Origin of the sequence: Desulfovibrio sp., from assembly GCF_009712225.1 — a bacterium.
Classification (GTDB): Bacteria; Desulfobacterota; Desulfovibrionia; order Desulfovibrionales; family Desulfovibrionaceae; genus Desulfovibrio.
The window spans coordinates 143337-168648 of the sequence record NZ_WASP01000006.1 but is presented as its reverse complement, the minus strand read 5'-3'; the positions used below and the strand labels follow the sequence as shown (position 1 = coordinate 168648).

The window sequence follows — 25312 nt, the reverse complement described above, 5'->3', positions numbered from 1 at the left end:
TCGTCCATAACCAGAATACCCGCCAGGGCTTGCGCTCTGGCGGGTATCAGATGGATAGCACAAGGCAGTGGGCTTATGCCCAGTCTTTGTCGGCGTGGCCCAGATCTTCAAGCACCAGTGTGGGCTGATGTTCCTCACGCGCCAGATCGGCCCGAGTAGCCTCGCCACTGAGCACAAGTAAGGAATCAATGCCCGCATTGCGGGCCAGCTGAATGTCCGTGCTCAGGCGGTCGCCCACCATGACCATTTCTTCCTTGCGGTAGCGGGCCAACAGAGGGGCAAGCACAGCGGGATCGGGCTTGCCAAAAATGTATTGCGGCTTTCTGCCCGTGGCTGTGGCGTACAGGCTTATGAAGCTGCCCACATCGGGCAGAGGACCTTCGGGCGAGGGGCACACGAGGTCCGGGTGCGTGGCGAGAAACAGCACAGAGCTGTCCTGCAGCAGCACCGCAGAACGCGCAAGCTTGTGGTAGGTAAGCTCGGTATCGTAGGCCAGCACTACCGCCTGCGCGCCATCTTCCACCAGTTGCAGCTCGGGCATGCGGTGCTGCAGGTCGCGCTGGAAGTCGGCATTGCCTACGGGGTACACGCGCTTAATGCCTTTGGCGCGCAAAAAATCCACCAGCGGCGTAACGGGCGACAGCAGCAGGTCTTCGCGTGCTGCAATGCCCATACCGTTGAGCTTGTCCACGTAGGTCAGCGGAGATTTTGAAGTATTGTTGCTCAGAAAGTAAAAATCCAGGCTGTCCCAGTGTTGCTGAATGAAGCGCACAGCTCCTGCAATGGGAATATGGCCAAGATAGACAGTGCCATCCATATCAAGCACAACGCAGCGTTTTTGTGACCAATCCATATTCGCAATCCTCAAGTTTTTTGCTTTCATTATGCGGCATTGCCGCCCAAGGCAAGAACATCCACCACATTGGGCAGAGTTCAATCTTGACGCAACAACACAAATTGATAACCATATGGCATCAACGATCATCCCGGGCAAAACCGCGGCAATAATTCTAACGGTCTGGCTCTTCAATCCTGTTGCGTATGTGCGCCGTTGTTTTTCGGCCACGCGGACGCGGCATCTGACAGCGTCTGCATGTATCTGGATGATTTCGACAATTTGCTCCACTGGAGAAACCATGCTTGAAACTACTGTTGTCGTCATTGGCGGCGGCGCAACAGGCATTGGAACCCTGCGCGATCTTTGCATGCGCGGTATTCCTGCCATATTGCTCGAACAGGGCGGCCTGGCCCACGGCACTAGCTCGCGCTTTCACGGCCTGCTGCATAGCGGTGGGCGCTATGCTGTAGGCGATAATGAGTCGGCACGCGAATGTATTGAAGAAAACATGATCGTGCGCCGCATTGGCAGGCAGTGCATTGAAGAAACTGAAGGCTTCTTTGCCCTCACGCCAGAGGACGATCCCTCCTATGTGGACCGCTGGGTTGAGGCCTGTGGCCGAGCGGGTATTGATGCCCCCGAAGTTGACGTTAAGGAAGCCCTGCGCCTCGAGCCCAACATGTCGCCCGAAATCAGCCGCGTTTTTCGCGTGCCCGATTCGTGCGTGGACGGCTTTCGCCTGGTGCTGCACAACGCCATGTCTGCCCGCAGACACGGCGGAAAAATGCTCACCTATCACGAGGTAACCGGCATCTGCCAAAAAAACGGCAAGGTGTGCGGTGTTACGGCCATCAACAAGAACACGGGCGAAACGGTAGAAATCGCCTGTTCCATGGTGGTGAACGCCGCTGGCTCGTGGTCTGGCCGCATTGCGGCGCTGGCCGGGCTTGATGTGGCTGTTTCGCCTGACCGTGGCACGCTCGTGGTCTTTAACCACCGCTTTACCTCGCGCGTGGTCAACCGCCTGCACCCCGGTTCGGACGGCGATATTTTTGTGCCTCACGGCTCCATCACCATTTTGGGCACAACATCCATGCCCACCGACAGGCCCGACGACACCACGCCCACCAGCGAGGAAGTGCTGCGCCTGCTCAAGATTGGCGAGCCGCTGTTCCCGCGCGTGCGCGAATACCGCATTTTGCGGGCCTTTGCGGGCACACGCCCCCTGTACACGCCGGGCAATGCCGCCGGGCGCAAAGCCAGCCGCAACTTCCACGTTGTGGACCATGCGGAACAGGGCCTCGACGGCATGGTTTCCATCTTTGGCGGCAAGCTCACCACATACCGCCTCATGGGAGAACGGGCTACAGACCGCGTTTGCGCCAAACTTGGCATTAACGTCCCCTGCCGCACGGCTGAGGAACCGATCATACCCGATCCGGACGAAGCAACCCTTGCCCGAGCGGCCAAATACTTTCCCGTGCAGGGCATCAAGCTTATGGCCGACCGCATGGGCGACGACATTGGCCCGGTGCTGGAACAGGCCGAAAAGGCCGAAACCAACCCCCTGCTCTGCGAATGCGAAATGGTGAGCATGGCCGAGATCGAATGCGTGGCAAAAGATCCCTCCACCCATTCGCTCACCGATATCCGCCTTCGCACCCGCTTGGGCATGGGCACATGCCAGGGCACGTTCTGCTCGCTGCGCACCGTTGCTGCGCTGGCCGAGCACGGCATTTCGCTTGAGCTCTCGCCCACCGACAACGCACGGCGCTTCCTGCAGGAACGCTGGGGCGGGCTGCGCCCGGCCCTCTGGGGCATGCAGGCCCGTGAAATGGAACTTGGCCGCGCCGTATACGCGGGAACACTCAATCTTGATGGAGCCGCCCATGAGCAGGATTGTTGACGTACTGGTGGTCGGCTCTGGTCTGGCGGGTCTTGTGGCTGCGCTGACCGCAGCCGAACAGGGCCGCAGCGTGCGGCTGCTTACAACGGGCATGGGGTCGCTGGCCATCAGCGGCGGCTCGGTTGATTTTCTTGGCTATGCAGACAGCCGGCTGGCCTCAGACCCGTGGCAAAGCCTGGCACTGCTGCCAGAGGACCACCCGTACCGCCTCATGGGAACGGAAAGCGTGCGCACGGCCTTTAAGTTCTTTTCCGACACCATGGAAAAGCAGCACTGGCCCATGCGCCCCGCCCTCGCGCAGGATGGCACGCCGCGCAACACCCAGCTGCCCACAATCATGGGCACGCTCAAGCCCACCTATCTGCTGCCCGCCAGTCTGAACACCCAGGCCATGGCCAGCGCCAAAAAGGTGCTGGTGCTCAGCGTGCACGGCCTGCGCGACTGCCAGCCCGCCCTGGTGGTAAGCCAGCTCAAGCGCTACAAAAGCTGGGCTGACAGGGAATTCACCCAGGGCCTGCTGCCCTCGCCCTTTGGCGAAACCCACCGCGCCATTACAGCGCTTGACCTTGCCCGCCTCACAGACAAGCCGCAAAGCCGCCAGTGGCTGCTGGACGCACTTGCCCCCTACGCTGGCAAGTACGACCTTATCCTTATGCCACCGCTGTGCGGCAGCAAGGCCAACCCCGAAGTGTGGCAGGCCGTCAACGCGGCCGCAGGCTGCCCGGTGGTCGAAATGCTTTCCATTCCTCCGGGTGTTGGCGGGCTGCGCCTGCGCGACGCCCTGCTGAACGCCCTGCACAAACATGATTTTGAACTGGTGGAAAACACCACGGTGCTGCGTGCAGAGACGGCAGACAAAAACTGCACGTCGGTGCTTGCCGAGGCCTCTGGCCAGCAGCGCCGACATGCGGCCCGCGCCTTTGTTACCGCCACCGGCGGCATACTTGGTGGCGGCATGGTGCTTGAGCCCGGCCAGTGCTGGGATTCCGTGTTCAAAATAGACATTACTGTTCCGCAGGACGTGACCCTGTGGTCTGAACCGCAAATTTTCGGCAATCACCTGTTCTCACGAATGGGTGTGCGCGTTGACCGCGAAATGCGGCCTGTGGATGCAGCTGCTGCCGTACGCTGGCAAAACGTGTTTTTTGCCGGGCGCAGCCTTGGCGGCTACGATTACGCAACAGAAAAAAGCGGTCATGGCGTTGCCATCGCCACGGGCTGGCAGGCGGGTCGCATGGCCGCCGCAGCCGCCGCTGCCGGGGAAAAACAATGAGCGTGCGCATTAATCCGGACAAGTGTATAGCCTGCACCACCTGCGTGGTGCACTGCCCCGTGGCGGAGGCCACGCCCAAGTTTCTGGGCCCACGCATGATCGGCCCGGCCTATGAGCGTTTTCGTCTGTTGGGCCTTACAGAAGATCCCTCGCTGCACTATTGCGCCAACTGCAAAAACTGCGACATCTCATGCCCGCACGGCGTGCCTGTTTCCAGCCTCAACATGATGGCCCGGGCCGACCAGTTCAAAAAACACTCACCCGGTCTGCGCGACTGGGTGCTTGGGCATGGCGAGCTCATGGCCAAGTGGCTGCGGCTTATCCCCGCCATCATCAAGAACTTTGGCATGCTCAACCCTGTCACGCGCACGGTTCTTGATGCCCTGGGCATCGACAAACGCGCGCCTCTGCCCGCCTTTGCGCCGCAAACCTTCCGCCAGCTCATGCGTCATGTGCATCAGCCAGATCACAAGCGCAGCGTGGTTTTTTACCCCGGCTGCTATGTGGACGTGTACGATCCCCGTACCGGCCTCGATATGGTGTGGGCCATGAACCGCGCTGGCTACAAGGTTATAGTGCCCGAAGAACTGGTGTGCTGCGGCCTGCCCATGGTTGCCAACGGCTTTTGGCAGCATGCCCGTTCCAATGCCGAGCATAACCTCAAGGCCCTTGGCCTGTGGCGCGATGCAGGTCTGCCCGTGGTTACGGGCTGCCCCAGCTGCGCACTCATGTTCCGCGTTGACCTGCCGGAATACTTCCCCGATCTGGCGGACAAGTACGGCGCGTGCCGCCTGGCCGATGCGCAGGAGTTTCTGCTGGATGCCGTGGACAGTGGCGACCTTTCGCTCAAGACCGACGGCAAGCATACCAACCTGCCAGACCTCAAGCTCATCTACCATGCTCCCTGCCACCTGCGTGCCCAGGGCAACGGTTTGCCGGGTCTTGAACTGCTGCGCCGCCTTGATGGCGTTACGGTGGAAAATGCCGATGCCGGTTGCTGCGGTATCTCTGGCAGTTACGGCTTTAAAAAGGAAAAATACGATATCGCCCAGACTGTGGGCTCAGAGCTGTTTGCCAAGGTTCGCGAAAGCGGCGCTCAGGCGGCGGTTTCTGAATGCGGCACCTGCCGCGTGCAGATCACGCACGGCTCGGGCAAGTTCAGCCTGCACCCGGTGAGCATTCTGCGCCAGCGGCTTGAAGCCCGCTAACGCACCAGTTGTCTGTAACCTTTGGGGCAGGCGGTTCTGCCGCCTGCCAGGCGTAAAGGCACGGAAACCAGTCGCTTCGCGGTGCGGCAAAGCCGCAGCCTGCTCCTGTTTTCCGGTCGTGTTGACCTTGCCAACACTCTCGGGCAGGCGGTTCCGCCGCCTGCCCTTATATTTTATGAATAACGACAGCAAAAAATACGGCACCAGAGATTTCTGGAACAGCCGGGCCGAGTCGTTTCCCCGTTTTGAAGCAGGGGACTCCACCTACGAGGCCCGCATGCTGAATCTTGCCCGTGAAAATGGCGTCGATTTTCGCGGCAAAACAGTGCTGGATGTGGGTTGCGGTAGCGGCATGTACACCATCCGCCTTGCCCAGCTCGCAGCCACGGTCACGGCCCTGGATATTTCGGACAAAATGCTGCGCATTCTCATGCAGGACGCAGCAGCCCAAGGCCTTGCCAACATCCGCCCCGTGCTCTCTGACTGGGAACACTTTACACCGGGCGAGCGTTTTCAGATTGTCTTTGCCTCCATGACTCCCGCCCTCACCGACGATGCCGCACGCGAAAAGCTGCACGCCTGCGCGCAGGAGCAGGTGGTCTTTATGGGCTTTACCGAGCGCAAACCCTCTGATGTCATGGCGGCGCTGTACGATCACTATGAGGTCAGCCCGCCCCGCTTTGCCGATGCGCCGCCCATGCGCGCATGGTTGCAGACCCGCCACATTCCACACACGGTGCTGCCAGTAAACGGTCAGTGGGTTGTGCCCCACAGCCGCCAGCAACTGCTGGAGGCTTGCACCGCCAACCTGCGGGCGCGGGGCGCACACCCAGACACCGCGCATATAGCCGCATACATTGAGGCCTTTCGCGACCGAGACGGCGCATATGTGGAGCGCACCGAATATTCCCTTGAAATGATCATCTGGCAGGCCTGCTGAAGACCCTGACCGCCGTTTCTGGCACAGCCGACAGACCAAACCGCCCGCCGCTGTTCACGCTTTGTCGCCTCTGCGCATTACATCAAAATCTGGTACAATTTTAGCTCAAATTCCCCGCACCTCATCGCATAAAGGCTTGTGGCCAAACGCCGGGCAGAGTGCAGACCAGTCCATGCTCGGCAAGGTGCACAACGAGCGGCAAAGGCTGGTAAAGTCTCGGCCACGGGGCGCACGCGCATTCAGACTGCGTTAGCCGCCAGTTTCTCCAGCACACCGCACCGCATACCCGCCCGCACAGTGGCCCACTCCACAGCTCTGCCTTGCCCGCAGGGCTGTTTGCTATTTGTATCAGCTGTCAGGCTTTGCTGCCTTTGCGGCTCCACCACAGCGCCCTTTCCCAACCACTTGCCAAAAGCTGACCCACTGTATTTTGAAACACCTGCCCCATCGAGTGGCGGATGGTTTCTGTTTTTGCAGTGATCTACGCGCCTGTTTCAAACAAATTTGTATCGGCCATTTTTCCCTGTCAAAAACTGAAAAATTTATATCAATATTTTCACTATATTAAATGCAAACCCATTTTTAGTACACGCCAGGCCATTATTACAAAATTGTATTGATTGAATAGCCATATTATAAACTTATTTAATTATATCAATATATTAATCAGACGGCACGCTTTCTGCAGAAAGAGGGACAAGCGCAACGAGCGCGGGAACTTCAAAACCAGAGGGATTCTCATGCGTCAGGTAGCTATCTACGGCAAGGGCGGCATCGGCAAGTCCACCACCACACAGAACCTCAACGCCGGCCTCGGCGAAATGGGCAAGAACATCATGATCGTGGGCTGTGATCCCAAGGCCGACTCCACGCGCCTGATTCTGGGCGGCCTGGCTCAGCAGAGCGTGCTCGATACCCTGCGCGAAGAGGGTGAAGACATCGAGCTGGATCTGGTGCTCAAAAACGGCTTCAAGGGCATCCGTTGCGTGGAATCGGGCGGCCCGGAACCGGGCGTGGGCTGCGCTGGTCGCGGTATCATCACCTCCATCGGTCTGCTCGAACGTCTTGGCGCCTACACCGACGACCTCGACTACGTGTTCTACGACGTTCTGGGCGACGTTGTGTGCGGTGGTTTCGCCATGCCCATCCGTGAAGGCAAGGCCCAGGAAATCTACATCGTGGCCTCGGGCGAAATGATGGCCCTCTACGCCGCCAACAACATCTGCAAGGGTATCAAGAAGTACGCCAACACCGGCGGCGTGCGCCTTGGCGGCATTATCTGCAACAGCCGCAAGGTTGATGGCGAAGCCGAGCTTGTCTCAGCCGTTGCCAAGGAAATCGGCACTCAGATGATCCACTTTGTGCCGCGCGACAACATGGTGCAGCGCGCCGAAATCAACAAGCAGACTGTTATCGAATTCGACCCCACCTGCGGGCAGGCCGACGAATACCGCTCACTGGCCCAGAAGATCGACGGCAACGACATGTTTGTTATCCCCAAGCCCCTCTCCCAGGAAAGGCTCGAAGAGTTGCTCATGGAACACGGTTTGATGGACGCCTAAACCAACAGCACGAAACGGAGAACAGCTATGCAGATGATTCGCACGATTATCCGGCCTGAAAAGACCACCGAGGTTCTCTCAGAGCTGCTGTCAGCGGGCTTTCCCGCCGTTACCAAGCTCGACGTGGTGGGCCGTGGCAAGCAAAAAGGCATAATGGTGGGCGACATTCAATACGACGAAATTCCCAAGCAGATGCTCATGCTTGTGGTCAGCGACGAAGACAAGGACGACGCCATCCGCGTTATCCTGCGCGTGGCCAAGACTGGCGACGGCCACTTTGGCGATGGCAGAATCTTTGTTTCAAGCGTCAGCGAGGCCTGGACCATCAGCAGCGGCAAGTCTGGCCTGTAGGAGGCTCCCATGCAGGAAATAGTTGCAATGGTTCGGGCCAACATGGTGGCAGCTACTAAAAATGCCCTCTCAAAGGCCGGGTGCCCCTCATTCTCATGCACCAAGTGTCTGGGGCGCGGCAAAAAGGGTATGGATCCCGCCACCCTGCGCATGGTTATGGAAAGCGGCGAGCTGCCGCGCACTCCCGCGGGCGAATCCCTTACGGAAGTGGGCAGGCTGATTCCCAAGCGGTTATTCAATATCTGCGTTCCCGATGAAAAGGTCGAAGCTGTGGTCAAGGCCATCATAGAGGCCAACAGCACCGGCCACCCCGGCGACGGAAAGATCTTTGTGATGCCGGTGGAAGAATCCTATGTGGTTCGCACGGGCGAGCGCGCTGACGCATAAGGAAGGTATGTATGAGTATTGACGCCAACGCAGTAGTGCTTGAGCGCTACAACGCCAAGGTCTTCAAGAACCGCAAGGAGCACATGCTCAAGGTCAATCCTGCGGAAGACCAGATGATTATCGCCAACACGCGTGCCATTCCCGGCATCATGACCAACCGGGGCTGCTGTTACGCTGGCTGCAAGGGCGTTGTGCTCGGTCCCATCAAGGACATGGTCACGATCACCCACGGGCCCGTAGGCTGCGGCTTCTACAGCTGGGGCACGCGCCGCAACAAGGCCAAGGCCGAGGGTGATGCACCCAACTACATTCAGTACTGCTTTACCACTGACATGCAGGAACCCGACATCGTCTTTGGCGGCACCAAAAAGCTCAAGAAGGCCATCGACGAAATCATGGCAATCATGAAGCCCAAAACCATCATGATTGCCGCCACCTGCCCCGTGGGCCTGATCGGCGACGACATTCAGGCCGTGGCCGCAGAAGCTGAGAAAGAATACGGCATCCGCTGCGTGGCGTACAGCTGTGAAGGTTACAAGGGCGTGAGCCAGTCGGCAGGTCACCACATCGCCAACAACGGCCTCATGAAGCGCGTTATCGGTACCGGCAGTTATGAACCCGCCAGCAAGTATTCCATCAACATTCTTGGCGAATACAACATCGGCGGCGACGGCTGGGAGCAGGAACGCATTCTCAAAAAGATCGGCTACGAAGTGGTTTCGGTGTTCACCGGTGATGGCGAAGTGGAACGCATCGCCAGCTCGCACAAGGCCAATCTCAACCTCGTGCAGTGCCACCGCTCCATCAACTACATCGCCGAAATGATGAAGACCAAGTATGGCGTGGACTGGCTCAAGGTAAACTTTATCGGTCTGGAAGGAACAGTGCAGAGCCTGCGCGACATGGCGGCCTATTTTGGCGACCCCGAGCTTGCGCAGCGCACCGAACAGGTTATCGCCGAAGAGCTGGCCGAAGTGCAGGACCAGATGGCCTCGTACAAGGCCCGCCTCAACGGCAAAACCGCTGCCCTCTTTGTGGGCGGCAGCCGCTCGCACCACTATCAGGGTCTGCTGCAGGACCTGGGCATCAAGACAGTGCTGGCCGGCTACGAATTTGGTCACCGCGACGACTACGAAGGCCGGGAAATCATCCCCAATATCAAGGACGACGCGGACAGCAAGAACATTGAACACATCACCGTGGAAAAGGACGAAAAGAAGTATCACGCCTACCTTACCCAGGAAGAGTACGACAAGCTGGCGGCCGAAATTCCGCTTGAAAAGTACCACGGCATGATACGCGACATGGATGAGGGAACCTACGTGGTTGACGACCTCAACATGTATGAAGCTGAAAAATTCATGGAAATCCTCAAGCCCGACATGTTTTTCTCTGGCATCAAGGACAAGTACGCGCTGCAGAAGGCCGGTACCCTCTCGCGCCAGCTGCACAGCTACGATTACAGCGGGCCTTACGCGGGTTTCAAGGGCGCAACACGGTTCGGTTACGACCTTTGCATGGGTTACTTTACCCCCGCGTGGCACATGGTAACCCCGCCCTGGAAGAACCGCGCCACCCTGCAAGGAACTGTGGGAGAATAGTATGCTTGACCTCACCCCAAAGACACATGTGAACAGATCGGGCGTTCTTATCAACCCGTGCAAGACCTGTCAGCCGGTGGGCGCGCTGTTTGCCGCCCTGGGCGTGCGCAACTGCATGCCGTACAGCCACGGTTCGCAGGGTTGTGCTTCTTACCACCGCACCTACCTTACGCGTCACTTCAAGGAACCGGCCATTGGTGTCACCAGTTCGTTTACCGAAGGCGCCTGCGTGTTCGGCGGCGGCCCCAACATCCGCCAGGGCGCAAAGACGGCCTTTGAAGTCTACAACCCGGACATCATTGCCGTGCATACCACCTGCCTTTCCGAAACCATCGGCGATGACCTCAAGACCTACATCGACGACATGGAGATTCCGGACGGCAAGATCGTGGTGCACTGCAACACGCCGAGCTACGTGGGCTCGCACGTTACGGGTTTTGGCAACATGATGGCCGGTTTCATCAGCTACCTTGCCGCCAAGGGCAAGGGCACCGAAACCGTGGCGGTGTTTCCCGGTTTTGTGAACCCCGGTGACATCCGCGAGTACAAGCATCTTGTGAACCTGATGAAGCTCAAGTCCATCATGTTCCCCGATTGCAGCAATGTCATGGATGCTCCCATGACAGGCGAATACAAGATGTACCCCGAGGGCGGCACGACCATTGAAGAAATCCGCGGGCTCGGCAGCTGCCGCAAGGTTCTGGCCCTTGGCCGCCTGACCAGCGCCGAGCCCGCCGCCCAGCTCAAGCGCAAGTGCGGCGTGGACTTTGACCTGCTGCCCCTGCCCATCGGCCTGGCCGATACCGATGCCTTCATCATGGCCATGGCAAACCTCAACGGCGGCGAAGTTGACCCGCTTATCGACGAAGAACGCGGTCGCCTGCTCGACCTTATGCTCGACGCCAACCCCTACTTCTACGGCAAAAAGGTTGCCGTGTACGGCGACCCCGACACCGTGCTCGGCATGACCCGCTTCTGCCTGGAACTGGGCATGGTTCCCAAATACGTGCTCACCGGTACGCCCGGCGAAACATTCGTCAAGCTGGCTAACGCCATGTTCAAGGAATACGGCAAGGAAGATGAGTGCAAGGCCTTTGCCGCCAAGGACCTCTTTGACCTGCACCAGTTCATCAAGGATGAACCCGTGGACCTCTTGCTCGGCAACTCGCACGGCAAGCAGATCGCCAAGGCAGAAAACATTCCGCTGGTGCGCGCAGGCTTCCCGGTTCTTGACCGCTACGGGCACGCCTCGCTGCCCATGGTTGGTTACCGTGGTGCCTTCCAGCTTGCCACCAAGATCGCTGACACTCTTATGGAAGAGTTTGACCGCAACTGCGCTGACGAAGACATGGATCTTATCATGTAAGACGGCTCAAAGCCGCGACAGGGGCCGGGGGGCATTGGCTCCCCGCCCTTCCAAGGGGGTTCCCATGGCTATGGAAATACTTGAAGAACGCCGCACGTCCATCAAGGAAAAGGGAAACAAGGGCGGGAGCTGCTGTAGCGGCGATGGCCTGCGTTGCGATACGGCCAGCGTGGCCGGTTCCGTGAGCCAGCGGGCCTGCGTGTACTGCGGTGCGCGCGTGGTGTTAAACCCCATTACCGACGCCTTTCACATCGTGCACGGCCCCATCGGCTGCGCCAGCTATACCTGGGATATTCGCGGCAGCCTCACCAGCGGCTCTGAACTGTTCCGCAACAGCTTTTCCACAGACCTGCAGGAAAAAGACATTGTTTTTGGCGGTGCGGAAAAACTCACCCGCGCCATTGACGAGGCCATTGCCAACTATTCGCCCAAGCTCATTTTTGTGTACGCCACCTGCATTGTGGGCGTTATCGGCGACGATGTGGAAGCCGTGTGCCGCAATGCGGAAAAAAAGCACGGAATCCGTGTGATCGCGGTCAAGGCTCCAGGTTTTTCGGGCACCAAGTCCACGGGCTACCGCATGGCCTGCAATGCGCTGGTGCAGCTTATGGAGCCGCACAAGGAACAGCCCAGGCTCAAGGGCGTCAACATACTGGGCGACTATAACCTTGCGGGCGAAATGTGGATTATCCGCAACTACCTGCGGGAAATGGGCATTCCCATTGTTGCCACCCTTACGGGCGATGCAGCCTACGAAACGCTCATCAAGGCCCCGGCGGCCCAGCTCAATATCGTGCAGTGCGCCGGTTCCATGATGTATCTGGCCCACCGCATGGAAGACGAAATGGGCGTTCCCTGGATGCGCGCCAGCTTCTTTGGGGTAGAGGACACCTCCACTGCCCTGCGGCAGGTGGCCGAGCGCCTCAACGACGACTACGCCAAACGCAAGGCCGAAGCCCTTATTGCCGAGCGCGGCGCAAAGGCTGAAGCGTTTCTTGAACAGTACAAGCCCCATTTTGTGGGCAAGAAGGCCGCCATCTTTGTAGGCGGCGGCTTCAAGGCCATATCGCTCATCCGTCAGTTTAACGAAATGGGCATCGAAACCGTGGTGGTAGGAACCCAGACCGGCAAGCCTGAAGATTATGAAATCATTTCAAGCCTCGTGAACCCCGGCACGGTCATTCTTGACGATGCCAACCCCGCAGAGCTTGAAACCTTCATGAAGCAGAAAGGAGCGGATATTCTGGTGGGCGGCGTCAAGGAACGCCCCCTGGCCTACAAGCTGGGCATTGCCTTTTGCGACCACAACCACGAGCGCAAACACGCTTTGGGCGGCTTTGAAGGCGTGGAAAACTTCACCCGCGAGGTGAACCTTTCGATCAATAGCCCTGTCTGGCAGTTTACGCGCAGCTCTGCCTCATTTGCCGAGGCAACGCAGGCGCAGGCCAATCTGGTGCGCGAAGCACTGGCCGCAAGAGCAGCATATTTCTAGCACAGCGTAATCGGCTTGCACGCAGTTTGCCCGCCGCCGCGGCCACTGGCCGCCTGGAACAAAGGAGAAGACAATGAGCGCCAATCTTGTCAACCTGAATACAAATCCCTGCAAGATGTGCATGCCCATGGGTTCGGTAAGCGCCTTCTACGGCATCAGCAAGAGCATGAGCATTCTGCACGGCTCGCAGGGATGCAGCACCTACATTCGGCGGCACATGGCAACCCACTACAATGAGCCGGTTGATATCGCCTCGTCTTCGCTTACGGAAGAAGGCACGGTATTCGGCGGCACCAAGAACCTGCTCAAGGGGCTTGAAAACCTTATCAAGCTCTACAACCCCGAGGTGATCGGCGTTTCCACCACCTGCCTGGCCGAAACCATTGGCGAAGATGTGCCCGCCATCATCAGGCAGTTCAAGGACGAACACCCTGAAGTAACGGCCACCATCATTCCCGTTTCTTCGCCCGGCTACGGCGGCTCGCAGTACGAAGGATTTTTTCGCGCGTTGCACGCCATTGTGCGCCACGTGCCCATGAATGCCACGCCCAACAACGTGGTCAACATCATCACAGGGCACCTTTCTGCGGCTGATTCCAGGGCACTCAAGGCGCTGCTAGACGGTTGCGGCCTCGACTACGTGCTGCTGCCAGATCTTTCGCAAAACCTCGATGGCGGGCATGAAGACAACTACAACCGTTTGCCTCAGTATGGTACAACGCTTGCCCGCATTGGCCTTATGGCTGGCGCGCGCATGACCCTCGAACTCGCGCCATTCTGCCCCGAAGAATATTCACCCGGCGCGTACCTGCGCGATACCTACGGTGTGCCACTGCTGCGCATGAACCTGCCCGTGGGCCTGCGCGATGCCGATGCCCTTGTAGCCACGCTTGAGGCTCTCGGCGGGCAAGTACCCGCCACCATACGCGAAGAACGCGCCCGCTATCTCGACGCCATGATCGACGCGCACAAGTACAACGCGCAGTGCCGTGTGGCCGTCTTTGGCGAACCAGATATGGTGCTGGGTCTTGTGCGCGCCTCGAGTGAAAACGGAGCCGTGCCCGTTGTGGCCGCCACCGGCAGCCGCTGCGTCAGTTTTGAAAAGGTCCTTGCTCCAGATATGGCCAAGGCCACGGAAACCCAGTTCAGCGGCGACTTTGACATTCTGAATTTTGCCGACTTTGCCGCCATTGAAAACGCCCTGCTTGCGCGCAAGGCAAACCTCATGCTGGGCAATTCAGACGGTCGCCGCATTGAGGAAAGCCACCACGTCCCTCTCTTGCGTTACGGTTTTCCCATCCACGACAGGGTTGGCGGACAGCGCACGCGCCTGCTGTTCTATGACGGCTCGCTCAGTCTCATGGAAGCCACGGCCAACGCCATGTTGCAGTTTACCGAAGGCAGCTTCCGCGAGGAGCTTCTCAACAAGTACTTCAAGGAAGATACCGCCATGGAAGCTGAAGCCTCGCGCATTGAAGTTACCGAATCTGCCAGCGCTTCTGCCAGCGCCCCGGCCACTGAGCTGACCAGCGAACCCGTTGCACCTGCCGCCGCGCTCACCGAGCTGGCCGCCGTAAGTGCAGAACGCACCAAATCCCACCCCTGTTTCAGCTGTGGGGCCTGTGCCACCTCGGCGCGGCTGCACCTGCCCATCGCGCCCAAGTGCAACCTGAGCTGCAACTACTGCCTGCGCAAGTACGATTGCGTCAACGAGAGCCGCCCCGGCGTTACCACAGCCGTGCTCACCCCCACGCAGGCCTTTGACCGCTTTATGGCTGTAAAGCGCGACATGCCCAACCTTACGGTTGTGGGCATCGCCGGCCCCGGCGATTCGCTGGCAAACCCCGAGGAAACCTTCCGCACGCTTGAGATGATCCGCAGGGAAGACCCCAATATCACCTTCTGCATGTCCACCAACGGTCTGGCCCTGCCGGAATACGTGGAAGACATGAAGCGCGTGGGCGTGAGCCACGCCACCGTTACCATCAACGCCGTTGACCCCGCCATTGGCGCGCAGATTTACAAGTTCGCCATGTACAGGGGCAAGCGCTACACGGGCGAAACCGCGGCCGCCCTCCTGCTGGCCAACCAGATGGCGGGCCTGCGCGCCCTTACCAAGGCTGGTATCGTGTGCAAGGTCAACACCGTGCTGCTCAAGGGCATCAACGACGGGCACATTCCGCAGGTTGTGGAAACCGCGCGCGAACTTGGCGCGGTTATGACCAACATCATGCAGCTCATCCCGGTCAAGGGCAGCGTTTTTGAAAACATGCCCCTTGTGAGCAACAAGGAACTCATGGACATGCGCCGCAGCTGCGAACCCACTCTCAAGCAGATGTATCACTGCAAGCAGTGCCGTGCCGATGCCGTGGGCCTGCTGGGCGACGACAAATCCATTGATTACCGCCCGCCAGTGGCCGAAAAGGCCCCCATGGTGGAAGAATCAAGGCTCGCCGTGGCCCGCAAGATACGCATTGCCGTGGCCTCCAAGACCGGTATGACCGTTGACCAGCACTTTGGTCAGGCCGACCAGTTCTATATCTACGAAAGCGACGGCGCTGCCGCCAGCTACGTGGAAACCCGCAGTGTCTCCCGATACTGCAACGGCATGGACGACTGCGGCGAAAAGGCAGGGCGCATGGCGGGCATTCTGGCCGCCGTGGACGACTGCGAGGGTGTGCTGGCCCTGCGCATAGGCGAAAGCCCGCTGAAAAAGCTTGAGACCAGGGGAATACGCGTGTTCACCCAGTACGAAAATGTGGACAAGGCCGTGAATGACGCCGCCAGGGCGCTCTGCGGATAATTCCGGCCCATTCCACCGACCTGACCGGAGGCAAACCGGTCAGGTCGGGGTACACGCCATCTTTGCCAAGAGGTTATTTCCATGCCGCAACTGGTGGACAGAACGCTCTGCCTGCTCTACCGGGTGCTGCCAGCCGCGCACTCGCAAGAGGAAAGGCAGACCGCAGACGAATTTGCGCTCTGGGCCGGGGAATGGATCGACCTCATGCACCACATGGGCTTTGTAGTCGAAATTCCCCCAGACCTGCAGTTTGCCGCAGCCAGCACCAGGACCCGCCTCACGGGCAAGCGTCCGGCTCCTTACGGGCCGTGGGCGCGCCTGAGCGGCTGCTGCGATGCCCTTTATACTTTTGAAACCGACCTCTGGCCCCGCTTTGCCGTCATTAAGGACACGGTGGAATTCTGCCCCGGCGACCACGCTGGTTGCGCCACGGCCCTGGCCGTGTTGTGGCTGCTCAAGGGCGGCCCCCGCGTGGCGGGCTGCATTGGCGGCTCTGCCCTGCACGGCCCCGATGCCGGACCGGCGCTGGAAGAAGTGGCCCTGAGCCTGTACGCGCAGGGGATTGAAACAGGCCTTGCAAACCTTGATAAAATACCGCAGGCCACCGCCCTGCTGGCGCAGGCGGGCTTTGACATATCCCGTCACAAGGCTGTGCTGGGTGCGGATATCTTTGCCGTTGAATCTGGCATCCATGTGGACGGCATTGTCAAAAAGCCCTTTCTTTACGAGCCGTACCCGCCAGCCACCGTGGGGCTTGAACGCCAGATTGTAGTGGGCAAGCATTCTGGCCGCGTTTCCCTGCGCATCAAGGCCCGCCAGCTTGGTTTAAGCTTGCCCCGTACAGAGGAAGAACATATGCTGGTCAAGGTTCAGCAGCTTGCCGAACACCAGCAGTGCAGCCTGACCGACGCCCAGTTTCTCGACCTGTGTCACACATGCCATCCCCCCGAATCCTTGTCTTCTGCCCGAATGGACTGTTGCGGTCTTTCGGGCGCAACGGCTTCTGTGGAGGTGGGTCATGCCTGAGATCATTATTGTCGATACCACCCTGCGCGACGGCGAGCAGGCCCCCGGTTTTGCCTTTGCCCCAGCCCTCAAAATCCGCCTTGCGTCCATGATGGACGAGGCCGGCGTGGACCAGATTGAGGCGGGCGTTCCCGCCATGGGCGAAAACGAAAAAGCCACCATCCGCTCCATCCGCGAGGCCTGTGCAACCGCCCGAGTCTCTACCTGGAACCGTCTGCGCGAAAGCGACGTGCGCCACTCCTTCGACTGTTCTCCCCACATCATCCACCTGTGCTGTCCTGTTTCTGACCGGCAGATCAAGGACAAACTCAAAACTACCCGTGCCGAGGTGCTTGCCTCGCTGGCAAAGTGCGCGGCCCTTGCTGCCAGCCGTGGTGCGGAAGTTACCGTGGGTTTTGAGGACGCCTCGCACGCCACACCCGACCAGCTGAAGGAAGCGGCGCGGGCTGCCCGCCAGTGCGGCGTGGTGCGCGTGCGCCTCAGCGACACCGTGGGCTGCTACACGCCCGACAAGGTGTGGCGGGCCGTGCGCATGCTGCGCGAGGCAGGCGTGGACGTGGAAATACACGCGCACAACGATTTTGGCATGGCCGTGGCCAATTCGCTCATGGCCGTCAACGCCGGGGCGCGATACGTCAACACCACCTTGTGGGGCATTGGCGAAAGGGCGGGCAACTGCGGGCTGGCAACCTTTACGGCTGCGGCCGCGCGGCTTGGCAACACCTCGTGCGCGGTAGATTCCCGCAAGGCTCTTGAGCTGGAACGCCTTGCGGCCACGCTCTTGCCACAAAAATCCATGAGCGGCTGGGGCAAACATCTGGGGTACAGCTATGGCACCCGCCCCTTTGGCTTATAGCGACACAAGCGTCTTTTATCCTCTGCCATCGTCGCGTTAGCCGGTACGACGCAGGAAGCTACGGATGACTAAAGCAATTGGATAAAGTGAACCTGACACGTCCATTGCTGCCGCTGTTCCCAAGCCCGGCAAGCGGGCAACGATCAGCGCGGGCTGCGCCTGCATTTTCGGCCAAGCACTATAAGAGTACATTACCTCAAAGCAGGATTGTCTTCCTTGGCAGAGAACGAAATCCATCTTGTGCCAAAATACCTTTATTATAATTACGGCATATAGATAGATGTTATTTTAAATAACCATATTACTGGTTGCCGTTAACACTCTGGAAGCCCAGGCACACGGAGATCGCCATGAAATGTGACTGCATTGCAGTACTGGAAAATACAGAAAATTCCGTAAGCTCCATGGATAACTGCACACACCTTGCTGTCTGGCAGCGCGACTGGAGTACGGGCAAGGGCTGGCATACCTCTGAATCCGTGCCTTTTTCGCTTGAGGGCTGCACCACCCTGCCCCAGATACGCGATGAGCTGCGCAAACTTGCCCAGCTGCTGCCAGATCAGGCCGCCATTGCCGGGCTCAGCATTTCTGGCCTTGCCTACAACGAACTGAACCGCATGGGCTTTTGCCTGTGCGAGCTGGATGCCTTTTCGCCCGATATCCTCGACGCCCTTGCCAGCGAAATTCTGGCTTCGGCACAGGGCGAGGTGCAGGCCCCCACGGCCCCCACGCCCACAGATACCCCCGGCGTGTATACCATCAACCTTATGGAAGTGCAGGCCGCCCACCCTGAGATCACGTCAAAAAAAGCCCTGCGGCCATTTTTTGCGTTCACTCCCTTTGTGGAGCTCGAGGTCATCTGCGGGCATATGCCCCCCTGGCTTGAGGAGCACATGCGCCAGCATCGTCTTACCTGCTCCCTTGCCCGGCAGGATGACGGAACCGTCCGCGCCCGCATTTCGCACGCACTCTGCGGCGAAACAACGCCAGACGGCGTGTAGGAGTCTGCCATGACATCGCTGCAACTGGAAACGGTACTGACCCCCTATGGCCCTGTCAGCGACGTGCATGTGCTCACGCGCTGGCCCGGCGGCACACCTCAGGACTGCCGCCTGCTGGAAGAAAACAGCGTGCCCACGCCGCAGGGCAGGCTGGTTGCGCTCTACGACCCAGAAGACGTGCGCCGCAGCAGTGGCAAGAGTTTCAGCCTGTACCCCAACGGCATGTGGCGCAGCCTTGAGCTGCAAAGCCAGACCACAGTAAACACGCCACTGGGCGATATGCCCGCCGAATGGCTGGCCTGGCACGAAAAAGGTTCGCTCAAACGCATTTTGCTGCGCAAGGGCAAGCTGAGCGGTTACTGGACAGAACAGGACGAACGCAGGCTTGCCACAGAGCTCAGCCTTAACCTGCATGGGCAAAGCGTAAACGCCAAGGTTCAGGGTCTGCGCTTCCATGCTTCCGGCATGCTTGAAAGCGTCACCTTCTGGCCAGGTGAAAACTTGCGGATCGCCACCCCCCTGGGCCCCCTGCCGGTGCGGTTTGGCTGCGCCTTTTACGAAAACGGCAACCTGCGCAGCTGCGAACCAGCGCGCCCTGTACATGTACCCACGCCTCTGGGCGATCTGGCAGCATACGATTCCACGGCCTCGGCCATCTGCGGCGATGTAAATTCCCTGTGCTTTGACGAAAAAGGCACTGTTTACGGTCTTGCCACTGTCGCATGCACCCTGCGCTGGCAGGCCGACGGCAGACAGCAAAGCATTGCCCCGCGTATGGAAAAAGACCAGCTGACCATGCTGCGCACAGTGGTTGTGCCTCTGCGGCTTACTTTTATGTCAGACGGCCTTGTGCAGATGGACGACGGGCAGCAGGTACTGCTGGCTCCGGCACGGGAGATATCCGTTGGCCCCTTTGTGGCCCTGCCCGACATGCGCCCCGGCAATTGACAGACACGCGGCAAACAAAAAATATTGCAAACAGTTACACGCAGACAGCCCACGCCCGGAGCAGCCATGCACCGAGCGTGGGCTGTCTGCTATGGGCACACTGCGCCTTGCACAGTGCAGGCCCGCAGTGCTAGATTGTCGCAGGAGGCTGCATGGAAGTTCCTTTGCTTTATGAAATAGTCATTATTTTTCTGCTTTCGATCTTTGTCACCATCGTCTGTAACAAGATCAAACTGCCCGCCACGGTGGGTTTTTTGCTCACAGGCGTTTTGTGTGGCCCTTCGCTGCTTGGCATTGTCAAAGACATGCGGGCCATTGACCACATTGCAGAGCTTGGCGTTGCCATGCTGCTGTTCACCATTGGCATGGAGCTTTCTGGCGAAGCCCTCAACCGGTTGAAAAGGCCGGTTTTTTTGGGCGGCAGCCTTCAAATAGGCCTTACGGTCATGGCTGTTGCTGGCATTGCCATGCTGCTGAGCCACGGCACGTTTCAGCAGGGTATTTTGTGGGGCTGCCTGGTGGCGCTCTCATCTTCGGCCATTGTGCTGCGCATTTTGCAGGAGCGCGGGGCCACCAATACGCCCACAGGACGCCTTTCACTGGCCATTCTTGTGTTTCAGGACATCATGGTGGCCCCCATGCTGCTGTGCGTGCCCCTGCTGGCCGGCACGCTTGAGCTTTCGCTTGAAGGCGCGGTGTTCTCTACCCTGCGCGTGGTAGCGGTGCTTGGCTGCGTGCTGCTTTTCGCCCGCTTTGGCCTCGACAGGCTCATGGAAGCCGTGGTGCGCACCCGCACCAGAGAAATTCTGCTGCTCTCGACCCTTGGCCTGTGCCTCGGTATGGCCATGCTCACCAACTATCTGGGGCTTTCCCTTTCGCTTGGGGCCTTTATGGCTGGCCTCATGCTCGCCCGCTCGCAGTACAGCATGAGCGTTATCTCGGGTATTTTGCCCTACCGCGATGTGTTCATGAGCCTGTTTTTCATCTCTGTGGGCATGATGCTGAACCTGGAATATTTTTCTCAGCATGTTGTCAGCATTCTTGTCATAACGGCGCTGTTCATCGTCATCAAAACCCTGCTCACCCTGCCTGCGGTGCTGGTGCAGGGCTACCCCCTGCGGGCAGCCATCATCACCTCGCTCTCTCTGGCGCAGGTGGGTGAATTTGCCTTTGTTCTGGCGGCCTCGGGCCTGAGTGCCAAGCTTTTTGACATGAACGCCTACCAGACATTTCTTGATGTAAGCGTGCTCACCATGATGCTTACGCCTGGCCTTATGGCCATTGCACCCCGCTTTGCCGATCTGGTGGCGGGCAAACGCAACGAGCACAAGCTTGCCACGGCTGAAAACCACGAAGGCGCGTGCGCCATGAAAGACCACCTGATCATCGTTGGCTTTGGCATCAGCGGCAAGCATCTGGCCCATGTGGCCCGCGAGTCGGGCCTTTGCTATACCATTCTTGAAATGAACCCCGAAACCGTCACCCGCTACCGCCACAAGGAACCCATCTCGCACGGCGACGCCTCGCAACCCATCGTGCTTGAACACCTTGGCGTCACCAAGGCACGGGTGCTGGCCATCGTGATTTCCGACCCTTCAGCAGTGCGCGCCATTGTTATCGAGGCCCGCCGCTTTAACCCGCACCTGCATATTATTGCCCGCACGCGCTTTGTGAGTGAGGTCGCCCCCTTGCGCCAGCTTGGTGCGGACGAGGTGATAGCCGAGGAATTTGAAACCTCCATCGAGGTCTTCAGTCGTGTGCTCACGCGCTATCTAGTGCCCCGGCAGGATATCGATTCGTTCGCCGCGCGCATCCGGCAGGAAAACTACCGCATGATCCGCCGTATGAGCGCTTCGGTAGATTCGCTCGATTCCATGGTAAGCCGCCTGCCCGATATGGGCGTTCAGGCCATGCGGCTTTCCCAGGCATCGCCGCTCTGCGGTATCAGCCTGGCCCAAAGCCAGATGCGCCGCAAATACGGGGTGACGGTCATTGCCATTTTGCGCAATGGCGCAACACAGGCATCGCCAGAACCCAACGACCTTTTTGAATCTGACGACGTGGTGTATCTGTTTGGCAAAACAGAAAAACTGCTGGCCATAGCCCCGCTTTTTTCCGGCCCACTGCGCGAATCGAACAAGGAAGCGAGCCCTCCACCCAGGGCTGCGTAGCCCTGGAGGGCACGGTCAGTTGCATGAGTGGGGAGTCACAGAACAGCCGGGGAGCTATATTTCGATAAATCGGGGCCTGGAACTTGCGCATTTTGCCATTGCCGTCTATTAGAAATGTTTACAGATATAACCACGGGAGCAACCCACTGGGCTGCCCGCTGACTATCCGCCCCATGGCGGCATGGATGTACTATGCTTGACGACAGACTGATGCGCGCCATGTTTGGTGAATTGCGCAGTATCGCCATTATCGGCGCCAAGGACAAACCCGGTCAGGCTGTGGACAGGGTTGGCCGCTACCTGCTTGAGCAGGGATACCGCATTTTTCCTGTGCACCCGGTGCGCAAGGAGGTGTGGGGCTTGCCTGCTGTGCCAAGCATTGCGGAACTGCCAGAACCCGTGGATATCATCAATCTTTTTCGCGCGCCGGAATATTGCCCCGGCCATGCGCAAGAAGTTCTGGGCCTTGGCTGGAAGCCCAAACTCTTCTGGATGCAGCTTGGCATACGCTCGCCAGAAGCACGCGCGGTTCTGGCCGATACCGGCATAACCGTGGTTGAAGATTCCTGCATCATGGTTGAACACGCGCGATTGCTGCGCCCTTCGCTCACTTCTCAAGGCCAAGGATTTTAGCCCATGACCGCCGTTAACGGAGAATCAGTTTTTAACTGCCGCATGTGTGGCCACTGCTGCGAAGGCAGGGGCGGCATTGTCGTGAGCCCAACCGATATGACCCGGCTGGCCGCTCACATGCAGCTGCCACCGGAACAGGTGGCAGACCAGTACTGCGAGCGCATCGGCGGCAAGCTCAAGATACGCTGCGGCGAAGATGGTTACTGCGTGTTTTTCCATCAGGGCAGCGGCTGTGGCGTGCACGAGGGCAAACCCTCCATATGCAGGGCATGGCCTTTCTTTCGCGGCAATATCGAAGACGCGGCAAGCCTTGCCATGGCCAAGGAATTTTGCCCTGGTATCGAACCAGATGCCAAGCATGCCCAGTTTGCACGCGAAGGGCGGGAATATCTGCAGGAAAATGGTCTTCTTGCATCTGACCCCTCGTGCGAAGCTAACGCGCTAATCCTTAAGTAGCCATGCGACGCCGCCCCCGCCAAATCTCGCTTAAAGAATGCTACGACATTCTCAAGCTGAAAAAAGACGCCGACACGGCAGACCTCAAGCGGGCCTACCGGCGACGGGCTTTTGAGCTGCACCCCGACCTAAATCCCGGCAACCCCGATGCCAGCAAGGATTTTCAGCTGCTCAACGAGGCCTACGTGGCACTTTCTGCCGTGCTCAAGCACGAAGACACCGTGCGCGCCTCAACCGAGGCCAGCAGGGCCGAGCAGGAAGAAGCCAGAGCGCGCGCGGCAAAGGATGAGGCGGAAGAAAACGAACGGCAGGCTTCTGCCCGTGCGGAAAAAGAAGCCCGGCAAAACGCCAGCGCGGAATCTGAAAGTGCCCGACAGGCAGGGGCTGCTGGCGCAGCGGGGGCAACTGGCCCCACTGACAGCTCTGGTGCGGCCGGGACAAATGGCGCGGCGGGAGCAGGAGCAGGCGAAGCTGCTGGGGGCGCTGCGGGGGCAAACCGGGCCAGCAGGCAGGAACAGGCTCAGACAGGGGCAAAAGGCCCCAGCGCCGGGCAACAGGGCGCGCAAAACGGATATTCCGAGCACGATGTACTGCGCGACCTGCTTACAGACCCCTTTGCACGCCGCGTGTTTGAAGACATTTACAGCGAACTGAATCGCCAGCATCAGGCCGAAACGCCGCCGCCCCGACAAGAAGAACCTGCGCCGGAGCAGCCCAAGGCAAAGCCTGCCGCCGCAGAAAAGCGCAACGTAAAACTGCACCAGAGCAACCTTGCCTGGGGTACGCCCAAGTGGAACAAAGAGCACAGTAAGGGCGTTACCGGCATGGTCAAAGGCTGGTTGCGCAGGCAGATCGACGAGGAGCAGAGCCTCACCCTGCCCTCGGCCAACCTTGCACCGGGCAAGCGCATTCGCCTGCAGATACGGCAGGCCCTTTCTGGCGAACTCAAAACGGTAGAAATCACCCTGCCGCCCGACTTTGCCGTGGGCAAACCCATTCGGCTGCGCGGGCTTGGCAAGCGCGTTGGCCCCTGGCAGGGCGACCTTTATCTCATACTTACCAACGAGTAACACGCGGCATTCTTGGCCCGCCAATTATATGCAAAAAAGGAGGCTCCTGAGGGGCCTCCTTTTTCATTACTATCCTGTTTTCATTGTCACGGCAGATCAGGCGCGCGGGCCGCGCTGCGTTCCCAAAGCAGGAGCATTATTCGCTTTCAACATGAAAGCCAAAGTCTCCCTGTTCTTCACCGTCCACCACATAGCGCAGGCGTTCCTGCACGCTGTTGTCCTCGTTGAAGGTCAGCACCACGGGCTTGCGGCTGTACAGATCCTTTGGACTGTCCACATACTCGTAAGCGCTGATGATAACCTCATCGCCGCGCTGGCAGGCGCGGGCGGCAGCGCCATTGAGAATGCAGCAACGTGAACCCGGTTCGCCATAAATGACATAGGTCGAGATGCGCTGGCCGTTGCTTTTGTTCCAGATATACACAAATTCCAGCGGGTAGATGCCAGCCTCGCGGCATTGTTCCGGGTCCAGGGTAACAGAACCGTGGTAGTTCAGCTCACACCCGGTAACGCGTATGCAGTGCAGCTTGGCGCGCAGTATTTGCAGCATGATGCTCTCTCTTGCGCGGTTGCCCGCGCCGAAAAAAAAGGCCGCTGACGCGACCAGAATAATATGCCTAATCCCAAATTGCCATCTTGTAGTGGTTCACCGTGCCGACCACTACGGGGCCAGCACAGCTAATGCGCAACGTATTGATACTCCCACATCCGCCCCTGAGGGCAGCAAACCCGGTGTGGTCGCAACACTCCGGGCTGCCAAGGCGTTGTGAACCTAAATAGATGGCAAATTAAAATCAATAGGCCTTGATGTACTCGTCCATATTTTCTGCGGAACAGTTGCGGCTTACCCAGAAGGCAGAAGCCCACACCATCAGTGCGGTTGCCTGCGTGTCGTCCAGGCTTTTTATTTTGGCTTCAAGGCTCGATTTGCTGGCTCCATGCCGCATATGCACGCCGTTTATGTCACACGCATCGGTAACCCGCAGCAAAAGATACGAAAGACGCGTGTGATCAGGCATAAGCTTCATATCTTTGTGGGCTTCCACAATAGTTTTGAGCTCAGCCGCGCTGAATATGTGCTTGATGCCCGTAATGGCCCGAAAAAACGTATCAACGGCCCAGGGAAGAATAAACTCAGCCCCAGCGCTCTTTGTACGAAAATAGTCTTTGAGCCAGCGTTCCTGATCGTCGTTAATGCGTGCTGCAACCTGCGGCATGATGCCCCCGATGATGCGTGCGGCCTGGCACAGTTTTGCCAAACATCGTGTTACGCCATCTTTTCTTTCTGCGCTACACTACCCGCCTGTAAATTTCAAGATAAAATCTAGACTTTTTTGCAGAAATATTTTCTACGGTTATCAGACATAATGCAACCCCCCAGGCAAGCACTGCACATCCGGCTCTATTACCGCAATGTTTAAACA

General features: G+C 58.8%; 23 protein-coding genes. 19 read left to right on the top strand and 4 right to left on the bottom strand.

Going from position 1 to position 25312, the window contains the following annotated elements:
- Window positions 1-73: 73 nt before the first annotated feature.
- On the bottom strand, window positions 74-853 hold the full coding sequence (locus F8N36_RS06150; protein WP_291331925.1) for an HAD-IIA family hydrolase: 780 nt from the start codon (window positions 851-853) through the stop codon (window positions 74-76).
- 283 nt (window positions 854-1136) lie between these two features.
- Here F8N36_RS06150 and glpA point away from each other — a divergent pair, with 283 nt between their 5' ends.
- From glpA to F8N36_RS06085, 13 genes are all read left to right on the top strand, one after another.
- Window positions 1137-2744: an anaerobic glycerol-3-phosphate dehydrogenase subunit GlpA gene (gene glpA, locus F8N36_RS06145; RefSeq protein WP_291331924.1), complete on the top strand. Its 1608-nt coding sequence runs from the start codon at window positions 1137-1139 to the stop codon at window positions 2742-2744.
- Entirely contained in the window at window positions 2728-4017 is a 1290-nt protein-coding gene (glpB, locus tag F8N36_RS06140) for an anaerobic glycerol-3-phosphate dehydrogenase subunit GlpB (RefSeq protein ID WP_291331923.1), read from the top strand. The genes glpA and glpB overlap by 17 nt, the downstream gene beginning before the upstream one ends.
- Window positions 4014-5225, top strand: a complete 1212-nt coding sequence (locus F8N36_RS06135) for an anaerobic glycerol-3-phosphate dehydrogenase subunit C (protein WP_291331922.1) — start codon at window positions 4014-4016, stop codon at window positions 5223-5225. The genes glpB and F8N36_RS06135 overlap by 4 nt, the downstream gene beginning before the upstream one ends.
- A gap of 175 nt (window positions 5226-5400) precedes the next feature.
- Entirely contained in the window at window positions 5401-6165 is a 765-nt protein-coding gene (locus F8N36_RS06130; RefSeq protein ID WP_291331921.1) for a class I SAM-dependent methyltransferase, read from the top strand.
- Window positions 6166-6905: 740 nt separating this feature from the next.
- On the top strand, window positions 6906-7727 hold the full coding sequence (gene nifH, locus F8N36_RS06125) for a nitrogenase iron protein (RefSeq protein WP_291331920.1): 822 nt from the start codon (window positions 6906-6908) through the stop codon (window positions 7725-7727).
- A 27-nt stretch (window positions 7728-7754) separates the two neighbouring features.
- The gene (locus tag F8N36_RS06120) at window positions 7755-8078 is read left to right on the top strand and encodes a P-II family nitrogen regulator (protein ID WP_022659259.1); all 324 of its coding nucleotides are present in this window, start codon (window positions 7755-7757) and stop codon (window positions 8076-8078) included.
- 9 nt (window positions 8079-8087) lie between these two features.
- Window positions 8088-8465: a P-II family nitrogen regulator gene (locus F8N36_RS06115; protein ID WP_022659258.1), complete on the top strand. Its 378-nt coding sequence runs from the start codon at window positions 8088-8090 to the stop codon at window positions 8463-8465.
- Between the two features lie 11 nt (window positions 8466-8476).
- Window positions 8477-10066 carry a nitrogenase molybdenum-iron protein alpha chain gene (gene nifD, locus F8N36_RS06110; protein WP_291331919.1) on the top strand — a complete coding sequence of 530 codons (1590 nt, stop codon included), beginning with the start codon at window positions 8477-8479 and terminating at the stop codon, window positions 10064-10066.
- Window position 10067: 1 nt separating this feature from the next.
- A complete protein-coding gene (locus F8N36_RS06105) occupies window positions 10068-11432 on the top strand; it encodes a nitrogenase component 1 (protein WP_291331918.1) in 1365 nt (454 codons plus the stop codon).
- 64 nt (window positions 11433-11496) lie between these two features.
- Window positions 11497-12924 carry a nitrogenase iron-molybdenum cofactor biosynthesis protein NifE gene (nifE, locus tag F8N36_RS06100; protein ID WP_291331917.1) on the top strand — a complete coding sequence of 476 codons (1428 nt, stop codon included), beginning with the start codon at window positions 11497-11499 and terminating at the stop codon, window positions 12922-12924.
- Window positions 12925-12997: 73 nt separating this feature from the next.
- Window positions 12998-15727: a nitrogenase cofactor biosynthesis protein NifB gene (nifB, locus tag F8N36_RS06095; protein ID WP_291331916.1), complete on the top strand. Its 2730-nt coding sequence runs from the start codon at window positions 12998-13000 to the stop codon at window positions 15725-15727.
- Window positions 15728-15808: 81 nt separating this feature from the next.
- Window positions 15809-16753 (top strand): hypothetical protein, encoded by a 945-nt coding sequence (locus F8N36_RS06090; RefSeq protein WP_291331915.1) that lies wholly within the window; start codon window positions 15809-15811, stop codon window positions 16751-16753.
- On the top strand, window positions 16746-17609 hold the full coding sequence (locus F8N36_RS06085; protein ID WP_291331914.1) for a hypothetical protein: 864 nt from the start codon (window positions 16746-16748) through the stop codon (window positions 17607-17609). The genes F8N36_RS06090 and F8N36_RS06085 overlap by 8 nt, the downstream gene beginning before the upstream one ends.
- Before the next feature lie 36 nt (window positions 17610-17645).
- On the opposite strand, the gene F8N36_RS06080 is transcribed toward F8N36_RS06085, so the two are convergent.
- Window positions 17646-17846, bottom strand: coding sequence for a hypothetical protein (locus tag F8N36_RS06080; protein ID WP_291331913.1), 201 nt, complete (start codon window positions 17844-17846; stop codon window positions 17646-17648).
- A 113-nt stretch (window positions 17847-17959) separates the two neighbouring features.
- Here F8N36_RS06080 and F8N36_RS06075 point away from each other — a divergent pair, with 113 nt between their 5' ends.
- The 6 genes from F8N36_RS06075 (at window position 17960) to F8N36_RS06050 (ending at window position 23888) form a co-directional block, all read left to right on the top strand.
- On the top strand, window positions 17960-18610 hold the full coding sequence (locus F8N36_RS06075; protein WP_291331912.1) for a Fe-only nitrogenase accessory AnfO family protein: 651 nt from the start codon (window positions 17960-17962) through the stop codon (window positions 18608-18610).
- A gap of 9 nt (window positions 18611-18619) precedes the next feature.
- Window positions 18620-19558 carry a hypothetical protein gene (locus F8N36_RS06070; RefSeq protein WP_291331911.1) on the top strand — a complete coding sequence of 313 codons (939 nt, stop codon included), beginning with the start codon at window positions 18620-18622 and terminating at the stop codon, window positions 19556-19558.
- 152 nt (window positions 19559-19710) lie between these two features.
- Window positions 19711-21729 (top strand): cation:proton antiporter, encoded by a 2019-nt coding sequence (locus F8N36_RS06065; protein WP_291331910.1) that lies wholly within the window; start codon window positions 19711-19713, stop codon window positions 21727-21729.
- Window positions 21730-21921: 192 nt separating this feature from the next.
- On the top strand, window positions 21922-22362 hold the full coding sequence (locus F8N36_RS06060; protein WP_291331909.1) for a CoA-binding protein: 441 nt from the start codon (window positions 21922-21924) through the stop codon (window positions 22360-22362).
- 3 nt (window positions 22363-22365) lie between these two features.
- On the top strand, window positions 22366-22818 hold the full coding sequence (locus F8N36_RS06055; protein ID WP_291331908.1) for a YkgJ family cysteine cluster protein: 453 nt from the start codon (window positions 22366-22368) through the stop codon (window positions 22816-22818).
- A 2-nt stretch (window positions 22819-22820) separates the two neighbouring features.
- Complete coding sequence (locus F8N36_RS06050) at window positions 22821-23888, top strand: J domain-containing protein (protein ID WP_291331907.1); 1068 nt, start codon at window positions 22821-22823, stop codon at window positions 23886-23888.
- A 136-nt stretch (window positions 23889-24024) separates the two neighbouring features.
- Here F8N36_RS06050 and F8N36_RS06045 read toward each other — a convergent pair whose 3' ends face one another.
- Together F8N36_RS06045 and F8N36_RS06040 are read right to left on the bottom strand one after the other, a co-directional pair.
- Entirely contained in the window at window positions 24025-24438 is a 414-nt protein-coding gene (locus F8N36_RS06045) for an aspartate 1-decarboxylase (protein WP_291331906.1), read from the bottom strand.
- A 244-nt stretch (window positions 24439-24682) separates the two neighbouring features.
- On the bottom strand, window positions 24683-25105 hold the full coding sequence (locus F8N36_RS06040; protein ID WP_291331905.1) for a hypothetical protein: 423 nt from the start codon (window positions 25103-25105) through the stop codon (window positions 24683-24685).
- Between the last annotated feature and the right edge of the window lie 207 nt (window positions 25106-25312).

Excerpts from the sequence above, each read along its gene's own strand:
- F8N36_RS06150 (WP_291331925.1), bottom strand. The coding sequence starts at position 853 with ATGGATTGGTCACAAAAACGCTGCGTTGTGCTTGATATGGATGGCACT.
- glpA (WP_291331924.1), top strand. The coding sequence starts at position 1,137 with ATGCTTGAAACTACTGTTGTCGTCATTGGCGGCGGCGCAACAGGCATT.
- glpB (WP_291331923.1), top strand. The coding sequence starts at position 2,728 with ATGAGCAGGATTGTTGACGTACTGGTGGTCGGCTCTGGTCTGGCGGGT.
- F8N36_RS06135 (WP_291331922.1), top strand. The coding sequence starts at position 4,014 with ATGAGCGTGCGCATTAATCCGGACAAGTGTATAGCCTGCACCACCTGC.
- F8N36_RS06130 (WP_291331921.1), top strand. The coding sequence starts at position 5,401 with ATGAATAACGACAGCAAAAAATACGGCACCAGAGATTTCTGGAACAGC.
- nifH (WP_291331920.1), top strand. The coding sequence starts at position 6,906 with ATGCGTCAGGTAGCTATCTACGGCAAGGGCGGCATCGGCAAGTCCACC.
- F8N36_RS06120 (WP_022659259.1), top strand. The coding sequence starts at position 7,755 with ATGCAGATGATTCGCACGATTATCCGGCCTGAAAAGACCACCGAGGTT.
- F8N36_RS06115 (WP_022659258.1), top strand. The coding sequence starts at position 8,088 with ATGCAGGAAATAGTTGCAATGGTTCGGGCCAACATGGTGGCAGCTACT.
- nifD (WP_291331919.1), top strand. The coding sequence starts at position 8,477 with ATGAGTATTGACGCCAACGCAGTAGTGCTTGAGCGCTACAACGCCAAG.
- F8N36_RS06105 (WP_291331918.1), top strand. The coding sequence starts at position 10,068 with ATGCTTGACCTCACCCCAAAGACACATGTGAACAGATCGGGCGTTCTT.
- nifE (WP_291331917.1), top strand. The coding sequence starts at position 11,497 with ATGGCTATGGAAATACTTGAAGAACGCCGCACGTCCATCAAGGAAAAG.
- nifB (WP_291331916.1), top strand. The coding sequence starts at position 12,998 with ATGAGCGCCAATCTTGTCAACCTGAATACAAATCCCTGCAAGATGTGC.
- F8N36_RS06090 (WP_291331915.1), top strand. The coding sequence starts at position 15,809 with ATGCCGCAACTGGTGGACAGAACGCTCTGCCTGCTCTACCGGGTGCTG.
- F8N36_RS06085 (WP_291331914.1), top strand. The coding sequence starts at position 16,746 with ATGCCTGAGATCATTATTGTCGATACCACCCTGCGCGACGGCGAGCAG.
- F8N36_RS06080 (WP_291331913.1), bottom strand. The coding sequence starts at position 17,846 with ATGGATTTCGTTCTCTGCCAAGGAAGACAATCCTGCTTTGAGGTAATG.
- F8N36_RS06075 (WP_291331912.1), top strand. The coding sequence starts at position 17,960 with ATGAAATGTGACTGCATTGCAGTACTGGAAAATACAGAAAATTCCGTA.
- F8N36_RS06070 (WP_291331911.1), top strand. The coding sequence starts at position 18,620 with ATGACATCGCTGCAACTGGAAACGGTACTGACCCCCTATGGCCCTGTC.
- F8N36_RS06065 (WP_291331910.1), top strand. The coding sequence starts at position 19,711 with ATGGAAGTTCCTTTGCTTTATGAAATAGTCATTATTTTTCTGCTTTCG.
- F8N36_RS06060 (WP_291331909.1), top strand. The coding sequence starts at position 21,922 with ATGCTTGACGACAGACTGATGCGCGCCATGTTTGGTGAATTGCGCAGT.
- F8N36_RS06055 (WP_291331908.1), top strand. The coding sequence starts at position 22,366 with ATGACCGCCGTTAACGGAGAATCAGTTTTTAACTGCCGCATGTGTGGC.
- F8N36_RS06050 (WP_291331907.1), top strand. The coding sequence starts at position 22,821 with ATGCGACGCCGCCCCCGCCAAATCTCGCTTAAAGAATGCTACGACATT.
- F8N36_RS06045 (WP_291331906.1), bottom strand. The coding sequence starts at position 24,438 with ATGCTGCAAATACTGCGCGCCAAGCTGCACTGCATACGCGTTACCGGG.
- F8N36_RS06040 (WP_291331905.1), bottom strand. The coding sequence starts at position 25,105 with ATGCCGCAGGTTGCAGCACGCATTAACGACGATCAGGAACGCTGGCTC.